Source organism: Marinifilum fragile JCM 15579, assembly GCF_001310955.1.
In the GTDB taxonomy this organism is placed as follows: domain Bacteria; phylum Bacteroidota; class Bacteroidia; order Bacteroidales; family Marinifilaceae; genus Marinifilum; species Marinifilum fragile.
Map to the genome: position 1 here is coordinate 88998 of NZ_BAZX01000015.1, position 10556 is coordinate 99553.

9 protein-coding genes are annotated in these 10556 nt (G+C 35.9%); all 9 read left to right on the forward strand.

The window, feature by feature from the left end; all coding sequences use genetic code 11:
• The 9 genes from JCM15579_RS12385 (at position 1) to JCM15579_RS20260 (ending at position 9703) form a co-directional block, all read left to right on the forward strand.
• Positions 1-1107, forward strand: a complete 1107-nt coding sequence (locus JCM15579_RS12385; protein ID WP_054720574.1) for an ABC transporter permease — start codon at positions 1-3, stop codon at positions 1105-1107.
• A 17-nt stretch (positions 1108-1124) separates the two neighbouring features.
• Positions 1125-2243, forward strand: a complete 1119-nt coding sequence (locus tag JCM15579_RS12390) for an ABC transporter permease (protein WP_054720576.1) — start codon at positions 1125-1127, stop codon at positions 2241-2243.
• Positions 2244-2354: 111 nt separating this feature from the next.
• Entirely contained in the window at positions 2355-3626 is a 1272-nt protein-coding gene (locus tag JCM15579_RS12395) for a cyclic nucleotide-gated ion channel (protein ID WP_172677429.1), read from the forward strand.
• Between the two features lie 22 nt (positions 3627-3648).
• Positions 3649-4956: an adenylate/guanylate cyclase domain-containing protein gene (locus tag JCM15579_RS12400; protein WP_054720581.1), complete on the forward strand. Its 1308-nt coding sequence runs from the start codon at positions 3649-3651 to the stop codon at positions 4954-4956.
• Between the two features lie 434 nt (positions 4957-5390).
• Positions 5391-6638 (forward strand): serine hydrolase domain-containing protein, encoded by a 1248-nt coding sequence (locus tag JCM15579_RS12405; protein ID WP_054720583.1) that lies wholly within the window; start codon positions 5391-5393, stop codon positions 6636-6638.
• Positions 6639-6839: 201 nt separating this feature from the next.
• Positions 6840-7916, forward strand: coding sequence for a butyrate kinase (gene buk, locus JCM15579_RS12410; protein WP_054720585.1), 1077 nt, complete (start codon positions 6840-6842; stop codon positions 7914-7916).
• Positions 7917-8443: 527 nt separating this feature from the next.
• Positions 8444-8608: a hypothetical protein gene (locus tag JCM15579_RS20255; protein WP_157471455.1), complete on the forward strand. Its 165-nt coding sequence runs from the start codon at positions 8444-8446 to the stop codon at positions 8606-8608.
• Between the two features lie 268 nt (positions 8609-8876).
• The gene (locus JCM15579_RS12415) at positions 8877-9266 is read left to right on the forward strand and encodes a hypothetical protein (RefSeq protein WP_157471456.1); all 390 of its coding nucleotides are present in this window, start codon (positions 8877-8879) and stop codon (positions 9264-9266) included.
• Between the two features lie 215 nt (positions 9267-9481).
• Entirely contained in the window at positions 9482-9703 is a 222-nt protein-coding gene (locus tag JCM15579_RS20260) for a DUF5713 family protein (protein ID WP_157471457.1), read from the forward strand.
• Positions 9704-10556: the final 853 nt, after the last annotated feature.

Sequence of the window (10556 nt, forward strand, 5' to 3'; positions counted from 1 at the left end):
ATGAATCGATTTTTCGGATTTTTAAAAAAAGAGTTCTATCATATTTTCCGCGATAAGCGGTCTATGCTTATTCTGTTTGGAATGCCTATCGTGCAAATCATGCTTTTCGGATATGTAATTAATACAGACTTAAAGGATGTGAAAATGGCCGTTCTCGATCATTCCAAGGATGAATATACAGCTGAAATGATCAACAAAATTACATCTTCGGGCTATTTTCAATTAATAGATAATTTGGAATCTATTGATGAGGCAGACGCTGTTTTCAGAAAGGGAGATGTGAAATTAATTTTAGTATTTGAACCAGATTTTGGGAAGAAATTAATTAAAGACTCGAAAGGGAGCATTCAAATTTTAACTGATGCTTCCGATCCCAATATGGCTAATTTGGAGGTTAGTTATTTGCAAGGGATTCTGCAGAACTACAATATTGAAATTAATAAAGAAAAGCAGATGGGCACTGCCATTCAGGCAAAATCAAGAATGTATTTTAATTCGAACTTGGAAAGTGTTTTTATGTTTGTACCAGGAATTATGGCTACCATATTAATGTTGGTTTCAGCCATGATGACTTCTATTTCCATTGCTCGAGAGAAAGAATTGGGTACCATGGAAATATTGCTGGTCTCGCCCTTAAATCCGTTGCAAATTATACTCGGAAAAGTAACCCCTTATCTGGCCTTGTCATTTATTAACGCATTGGTAATTGTTGGTATGGGTTACTTTGTATTTGGGGTACCGGTTTTAGGAAGCTTTGTTCTTTTGATGGCAGAAAGCATTTTGTTTATTTTCTTGGCACTTTCCATAGGGATTTTTATTTCTACGGTAGCCAAAAGTCAGCAGGTTGCAATGATGCTTTCTATGTTTGTCCTTATGTTGCCAACCATAATTCTTTCTGGTTTTATATTCCCTATTAGAAATATGCCGTTACCATTACAGGTTATCAGCAATATTATACCACCCAAATGGTTTATTGTGATTCTTAAAAATATTATGCTTAAAGGTGTTGGGTTTGAATATGTATGGAAGGAAACACTGATTTTATTAGCAATGACAATGGGATTTATTGGATTAAGTCTTAAGAAATTTAAAATCAGATTACAATAATGACGAAATAAGAAGTTATGCGAATATTAAAATATCTATTACAGAAAGAGTTTTTGCAGATTTTTCGCAACAAGAGCATGTTGCCAATCATCTTTGCAATGCCAATTTTACAACTTTGTGTTTTGTCTTTTGCTGCAACATACGATATGAAGAACACGAATCTTTATATTGTGGACAAAGATCTTTCAAGTCATTCCCGAGAGTTGATATCCAAGTTTAACGGATCACCTTTTTTTACGGTAAAGGAAATAGGATTTTCGGTGGAAGAAGCCGAAAAGGAGATCTACAAAGATAAAATTGACGCTATTCTTGTATTTAATGATGATTTTGGAAAATCCGTTGATTTGAAAAATGGAGCTTCGATTCAGGTATTGATAAATGCAATTAATGCAAGTTCGGCGGGTTTGTATAATGCTTATATCTCCTCAGTAATTCAGGACTATAATCGTAATGTAAGTGCAAGTATCAAAGAAGTAAACACCGGAACACCTGTTCATATTGTGGAGTCAAGCTATTTACACCAGTTTAATCCTGAAATGAAATACATACCATATATGTTACCAGGTTTGCTAGTGCTTTTGGTTACGGTTATTGGCTTGTTTCTATCGGCAATGAATGTGGTAAGGGAAAAGGAAATTGGCACCATAGAACAGATCAATGTAACACCAATTAAGAAATATCAGTTTTTACTCGCCAAATTGATACCATTTTTGCTAATTGGTTTTATTGAGCTTGGTATTGGATTGCTAATTGCAGCATTTTTATTTAAGATTCCATTTTTAGGATCGGTATGGCTCATTTATTTGGTGGCTTTTGTTTACCTGATTGGCATCTTGGGGTTTGGACTTTTGATTTCAACTCAAACCAATACACAACAGCAGGCTATGTTTATTGCGTGGTTCTTTATGGTTATATTTTTATTGATGAGTGGTTTGTTTACTCCAGTTGAGAGTATGCCTGATTGGGGCCAGAAACTCAATTATTTTAACCCGATTGCATATTTTATTAAAATTATTCGAATGATATTATTGAAAGGGTCAGGTTTTATGGATATTATAAAAGAAGTTTTAATATTGGGAATATTTGCAATTGTATCGGTTAGTATTGCTGTTAACAGGTACAGAAAGGTTGCCTAGTTTCTATTGAAACTAAAAGCAGTTTACCGATAAATATAGAGCTTTTGTCTATTTTTATTGGAGCAATCGATAAGATTCAATTTATTTTGAAGAACTCTAATCCAAATGTCTGTGAACTACTTTAAGTCAATTTATAATTCTGCTTGGAGAATCTTAATCATTGTGGCCGTTCTGCTGCAAGTGAGTTTAATGCCCTTGGACTTCCTCTTTAATTTGAGGGGGCTCGAATGGTATAAAACGCTCGATCTAATTATATCCTTGCTCTATTTTCTTGACTTGGTTGTAAGCATTCTGCGGTATCGTGGAATTAAAAATCATACCTTTTTAAAAGATGTTTATTGGGATACCTATTCATCAAGTAAATTCTTCATCGCTGATTTATTGGCCATATTGCCTTATGCAGTGATGTTTTCGAATCCTGTATTTCAATTATTCAGATTATTCAAATGGGTAAGGGTGATTAGAACGGCTCGCTATTTTCAAATCAGAAACCTTCGTTTTGCATCACGCATTTCTTTTGGCTTTCTAATATTAGGATTCTTTCTTTTTACGCATTGGTTGTCCTGTATTTGGATATCCATTCACGGATTTGAATCGCATATATCCTTTGTTGACAATTATGTGAAGTCTTTGTATTGGGTGGTAACAACGCTTACTTCAGTTGGTTATGGAGATATTGTGCCGCATGGGAATGTGGAGATGTTGTTTACCATTTTGTTGCAAATTTTTGGGGTTGGTGTTCTGGCTGTTTTTGTTGGATCGGTAGCAGGAATCTTCACGAAAAGGAATCCTGCCGAGCAACGTTTTCTTGATAATATTGAAAAACTGCGTGCATTAATTCACTACCATAAGATATCAAAAGAGTTAGAAAATAGAATTAGGGATTACTTTACTTATGAGTGGAAGCAAAAGTTAGGATATGATGAATCGGATTTAATGGATGCTTTGCCTTATGGCTTAAAGAGTGAACTGCAATTTGAGTTTAAAAAGAATGTAATTTGTGATATTCCATTATTTGACTGTGTAGATGAGCATTTTATAAGAGATATTGCACAGTATCTAACTCCCATGATACTTACTCCCGGTGATTATTTGTTTAGAACGGGAGATTCTGCAAATTCGATGTTCTTTGTACAAAAAGGAAGCTTGAAAGTATTATCGGCGGATGAATCAAGACAGTTAACACTTTTAAAGAAAGGTGATTTTATGGGAGAAATAGCCTTGTTCAAAAAGACAACCAGAACTGCAAGCGTGAAATCGGTAGGATATTCTGATTTGTATGAACTTCAAAAGAAAGAGTTCGATATGGTATTAAAAAAATACCCTGAAATCGCTGAAAAAATAAGACTGAAATCAAAGTCAAGAGAAGAGAGGTATATGTAAATAGTAAATAAATTATAGAACCATGTTTCATCGTCATGATCATTTTAATGAGTTGTTGCATCCCGAATTTTTAAGGATAGAGCGAAAAAGAGTGGGAATCATTTTAGGGCTTTTTATTATTGGGTCTCTGATTCTTCCGGTTCTTCATTTTTTGGTTCCGAATCTGTTGCGAAACTTCTTAAATCAGGATCAATTCTTTGGAAACTTGTTTTTTTGGTGGGTGTTGTTTTGTGTATTCGAACTAAGCGTTTATTTTCGATTGGGGCATGCGATTAAGAATAATATTCAGATACCTAAAAAAATTCTGCTTCTCAATATATTGGTGGAATTTGGGCTGCCTGCCATTGTGCTATATCATACAATAAAATTCGATTACTCTCTATTAATATTGGAATATGATGGATTGTTGTTCTATTTCTTGTTGCTCATGCTTTCGGCAATGCATCTGGATTTTAAAATTTCTTTAGGCGCTGGTGTTTTGGCGGGTCTGGGATATTTTTTAGTTGCATTTTGGGGGATTGAATATCTTCAACCCGAACAAGATTTGATTCAATTGAAGGAGATTTACACCATGCGCAGCATTGGATTGGTAATGGGAGGTTTGGTGGCAGGAATCGTAGCATTGGAAATTAAAAAACGGGTCAATAGTTACCTCAACAGCATAGAAGAGCAGAAAGAAATTGAATCATTGCTAGGGCAGCAATTATCAAAAGGAGTTGCCAATGAATTGATGGTTAAGAGAAATGAAGTTGTCGGACACAAGGTGGTTGGATCAATCATGTTTCTGGATATTCGAAATTTTACCGTTATGGCAGATCATCAAAGCCCGGAAGAAACCATTGAATTTCAGAATGCCATATTCGATCCTTTAATCCGAATTATAGAAAAGCACAATGGCATTATTCACCAGATTCTGGGTGATGGATTTATGGCTTCATTTGGTATTGCAGTTAAAAATGAAAATCACGCCAAAGATTCTTTAAATGCAGGTTTGGAAATCATGGAAGCCATTAATCACCTTAGGATAGACCAGAATGGCAACAATACCAGAGTTGGAATTGGCTTGCATTCTGGTGAAGTGATTACGGGAAATATTGGCAATGAAATCAGAAAGCAGTTTTCCATCGCCGGTAAAAATGTAATCTTGGCTTCCCGAATTGAGCAGCTCAACAAAAGATTTAAAACCCAGTTTTTGGTGAGTGAGCAATTTGTTGAAACGCTTAATTGTAAAGGCTGTTTTGATGATTTGGGAGAAGTACAGGTTAAAGGATTTGATGAAAATGTACGAATTTATAAAGTTGGCGAAAACTGTTCCTGTTCTGAAAACTAAAAAATGAGCATTATCTGCAAAATATTCTAGAATTACAGGCGTTATTAAGTCTTTATTGTTTGAATAGAGAACTTGCACTAAAAACAAATAACTGTTGATATTGGATCTAAATTAGATTATTGACCTTGTGTGGAAGTGGTGAGATTTTACATTTTAGTGATAAAATCAATTCTTTTTGTGATAAATGAATAAATTATTGCTATTTTTAAAATGGTTCTAATTTAGAATTGAATTTCAAAAAAATATAAACATTTTTGTAGCGAATTGAGTAGAAAAGAACATGTTAACTTGTTGTTGGAATGAGTTGTGATGTTGGAAGTGCATGTTTAACGAATATTTATTGAATGGTAATAAGAAGAATATTTTCTTTCCTTATAGTATTGTTTCTGGTCTTTTGCGACCGGAATTTTAGTTTCTCAAAACAAGGAACTAATGTGCTGGCCTTTGATAGTAGCATCGAGGCGGTATCTCACAGAATATCAAATAATCTATCAGAAAGTGTAGAAACAGCTAGAGCTGATCGCTTAATTAAGCGATTCCTAAACAAATGGGAGGTGGCTGGAGCAACGGTAGCTGTGGTTAAAGACCAAAAACTTTTGTTTGCCAAAGGCTATGGATATGCTGATGTAGAAAAGGAAATAGAAGTGGAACCTTCTCACATTTTTAGAATTGCCAGTGTTTCAAAATTGATTACTGCCACGGCAATTATGAAACTGCAAGAAGAGGGAAAGCTTAATTTGGATGATTGTGTTTTTGGAGAACATGGAATTTTAAATGACTCCATCTATTCCAATATTAAAGACAAGAGAACCAAGAAAATTACTGTAGAGCATTTGTTAAGACATTCGGCAGGTTATTCAAGCAAGTATGGCGATCCGATGTTCTTGCCTTTGTCAATTGCTAAAAAAATGAAGGTGAAACCGCCTATCTCGGCAGAAACAACCATTCAATTTGCTTTATCAAGACGATTGCATTTTACTCCAGGAAGTAGAGGCGGTTATTCCAACTTGGGATATGTAATGCTTGAAAAGGTAATCGAAAAAGCCTCTGGAGAAAACTACGAAGACTATGTAAAAGCTCATGTATTGAATCCTGCTGGTGTGTTTGATATGCATTTGGGAAAAAATCTTGAGAAGGATCATTATCCGAATGAGGTGAAATATTACGAACAATCCAATGCCATTAAAATTTCAGCATTCGATGGATCTGGAAAAACAGTTTTTCGATCGAATGGTGGAAACAATATTGAAGAATTGGGTGGAGCAGGCGGTTGGGTTGCTTCGGCGGCAGAACTAATGAAGTTTTTATTGGCTATCGATGGAGATGATACTCATCCGGATATTTTATCGGCCAAAAGCATTGCTTACATGACCAAGCCAAGCAAGAAAGGACTCAGTCCGATTGGTTGGAAGGGAACAAGAACCAACACTTGGTGGAGAACGGGTACTTTGGCAGGCTCTTCAGCATTAATGAAACATCAGGTTGGAGGATATAGCTTTGTGATCGTTACCAACTCATCTACTTGGCGTGGATCTGACTTTACCAGGGATTTGAGTGTTCTGATGAGTAGGGTTTTAAGATCGGTAAAGGAGTGGCCAGATAGAGATTTGTTCAATCATTTTGAGGCACGACCAGAACGCATGGCATTAGATGATATACCAAGATATCAAGAGTGGAGCTGATTTTTTAAATCAGCTTTTTTTGTCCTGTCTTTCTTCAAATGTTCAGTATTTACAGGGAAATGATTTTAAATTGTAACTTAAAATCAATTTTAATTGTAAATTTGCATGTAAATACTGTGTAAAACCTATTAAATTCTAATTTGGTTTAATATTTTTGCACTCAATAATCACAACTTAAACACAAACATACTTTTATAACTAATGGAAACTCGTAGAATCTTAGCAATTAATCCCGGATCAACATCTACTAAAATTGCTGTATTTCAAGGTGATAAATCAGTTTTCTTGAAAAATATCAAGCATACCGCGGAAGAATTGGCAGAATTCAATCAAATAACAGAGCAATTCGAATTTCGCAAGAATATCATCATGAAAGAAATGGTTGATGCAGAAATTCAAATTGACCTAATTGAAGCTGTAGTTGGTCGTGGAGGATTGGTTAAGCCAATCGAATCTGGAATTTATGAAGTGAACGACCGTTTGAAGGAAGACCTAAGAGTGGGTATTCTTGGAGAACACGCTAGTAATTTGGGTGGATTGATTGCAGACAATATTGCAAAATCATTGCCAAATGCAAAAGCTTACATCGCCGATCCAGTAGTGGTAGATGAAATGATTGATGTAGCTAGAGTGTCAGGTCATCCTGAATTCCAAAGAGTATCTATTTTCCATGCTTTGAATCAAAAAGCAATTGGACGTGCATTTGCACAATCTATCGATAAAAAATACGAAGACATCAACGTAATTGTAGCACACTTGGGTGGTGGTATTTCGGTTGGTGCTCACCTTAAAGGTAAAGTAGTTGACGTAAACAACGCATTGGACGGAGAAGGACCTTTCTCACCAGAACGTTCGGGTTCATTGCCAACAGGAGCTTTGGCCAAGATGTGTTTTAGCGGCAAATACACCCTTGATGAGATCAAGAAGATGATCAAAGGAGAAGGTGGATTGGTAGCTCATTTGGGAACAAACGATGCTTACGAGGTAGAGTTGAAAGCCAAAGATGGTGATGCAAAAGCTAAATTGATTCAGGATGCAATGTCGTACCAGGTAGCTAAAGCAATTGGTGAAATGGCTGCTGTATTGAAAGGTGAAGTAGAAGGAATTCTATTAACAGGTGGTATTGCTCACAACCCTGATTTGGTGAACTACATCAAAGATATGGTTTCATTTATTGCACCAGTGGTGGTTTATCCTGGCGAGGATGAAATGAAAGCTCTTGCAATGAATGGTTACATGGTTCTTAGAAACGAAATTGAGCCTAAAGAATACTTATAATCGTAAAAAAACACCTACATATAGAAAGCCTTCGGTAATCCCGAGGGCTTTTTTTTGTGTTTCACCACAAAGGCAAACCAAGGGATTTTACAAAGCTCCTCCTTCGCTAAAGCTATGGCAGACTAAGGAAAAGGAAGAGCCTGTAGGGCTCAAATCATTATAGCCTGAGGTATGGTTGGGAACAACAATTCGTCGCAACTGCAATCTTGATTAGGAATGCTTGGTTGATTTGCGACGGAATCTAATGTTCTGAGGATGGCTTGACAAATAACAAACACAGACTTTATTTCATATGCAGACTACTTCCTCTCCTCAAGGAGAGGATTAAGGTGTGGTTATTTCAAATATCTCATTCAATCAGTCTTCCCGTTAAACCAGGACAAGCTCTTAAAAAGAAAGAATTTTCACAAATTCTAAGAATGTATGGTATACAGGCTAGAAGTGTGGTATAGACTATTCGAATTGACACGGGATATTATTATAAATTCTGGCAGAGAAGAGTTAAAGAAGGTAATGCAACACAAGTTATGACACTTTTAGAGGATATTCAAAGAATCTATTTGGATTATGCAAGTGTAAGAGAATATCCTTTAGGCTTTGAAAATGACACAATTAAAAAGCTTTTACAGCTTGACGTGGAATTGCAGCAATACAGCACAATTCCACCAAAAATTTATGATCAGGTATTTTAACTACTTGACCAATATTGGACTGAATCATTCGTATATAGTTGGATGATTGAACAATATCCGAATCAGCTTGACAAAGACTCGATTAGTAGTATGTTAAAACTTGATTCTATTTCAGAATCAGAATACTGGCACGTACCCAATAAATAAAAGTTATTATGAGTGTGAGTTGATTCGATAGATTCTCTATCTTTAGAAAGAATTGGTTCGGGTAGGGAGCTTTTAATTTGAATTCCTAACGCCTTTTATTCGGGCCGTTAACAACAATAAAATGAAGTTTATAAAATTTACTACAATACTATTCCTTTGTTTCATAACATTTACTTGTTATTCTCAAAATAGAGAGGAGAATTTAAATACTCCTGTAACGATGTTCAAAAATTGGTTGTCTGGGATCAAAAATCAAAGTTTTGAAAAATTTAAAGATGGGTATCTTCAAGATGACTGGGATAAAATGACAAAAGAGAAAAAAAATCAATTATTGAATAGGTACTCTAAAATATTTGATTCTGAATTCGGGGATTACAAAATTGAAGATTTTAACGTATCATTTCAAGGAAATGAAAATGAAGGAAAATTGATTATTTTTTTTAAAGAGAAAAGCTTACCTAATTTAATGGTGAAAAAAGTGAATAACGATTGGGTATTAGCTGAAAAATAAAGTTGCTAATCGAGTACCATCCCTGCTTGCAAACACCAGTAGGGAGAGCTCTCATAACACCCTACATGGGGATTTTATATAAGGTGGTTGGCCACTCAGCCTAAAGCACTTTTTACCTTTAGACCTTTGCTGTAGTTTAAGATAGGACTGGAAAACTTGAAGTCAAAACCTTATCGAATTTTGAGCAACGCATCGTTCAGCCCTTCAGTTTATCGGTGAGGCCTCCGCCTTTTTGTGAAAATGACAGCGAAATAGAGACCACTGCTAGAGAAATCATTGCTATGGACTTTTATTTCATTGCCCAAGCATACCCATTTAGTAAGGCTGACATTGAAGAATTAATTGCAAGAAGAGAGGTGATTAGAAAAAGAAAAACCACAAAGGAAAATAAAGGGATTTTACAAAGCTCCTCCTTCGCTAAAGCTATGGCGGACTAATGAAAAGGAAGAGCCTGTAGGGCTCAAATCATAATAGCCTGGGGCAAGGCCCCAGGTATGGTTGGGTACAACAATTCGTCGCAACTGCAATCTTGATTAGGAATGCTTGGTTGATTTGCGACGGAATCTGTTTCCTTTCCTCAAAAGAGGGCCAAGGTGAAGTGGTCAAGTGTGATATATTTCACACCGATATTCTATTTAATTTTAATTAAACTATTGGTTCATTAGAATAAAGTACATAAATTAGTACTTGTTCAATAGAGAAGGTGAAGATCGAAAGAGGAGCAGAGCATAAGGCTTGAACACAGAACTAAAATTCCTTCTGATGAAAACCAAACAAAAACTACAGAAAACCGCTGACCACGGTGGCTTAAAAAATTCAATCATCCCAATTTGCGCATCCCTTCTGGTGCGTAGGTGAGCCAATTCCTATACCGCGGAATTAGACTCACAATTTTCCCAAAAATCGTTTCAGAACCCAAAATCACTCCTTAACGCAGGATATCAATTTTCGTGTACCATGTGCATTTGGGCTACCAGCAGGAGGATACGATTCAGAAGCACCCAATTCTCTTCAAGGAACTCCCGAAATCAATCAATACTACAAAACAAATCGGGAGAAGCATTACAGAAATTGCTGAACAGAGCTGAAAAAAGAGTGGACTTACCACCCACAAAGAAGTTTAACCACCATCACAATTGGCTTAAGAAGGTGTGGAAATCGACTTAAGATATAGTGGAAATTGAGTTAAGGGGGTATGTGAATCGACTTGAGGGGTAGTGGAAATTGAGTTAAGGGGTATGGAAATCGACTTGAGGGTAGTGGAAATTGAGTTGAAGGGGTATGTAAAGT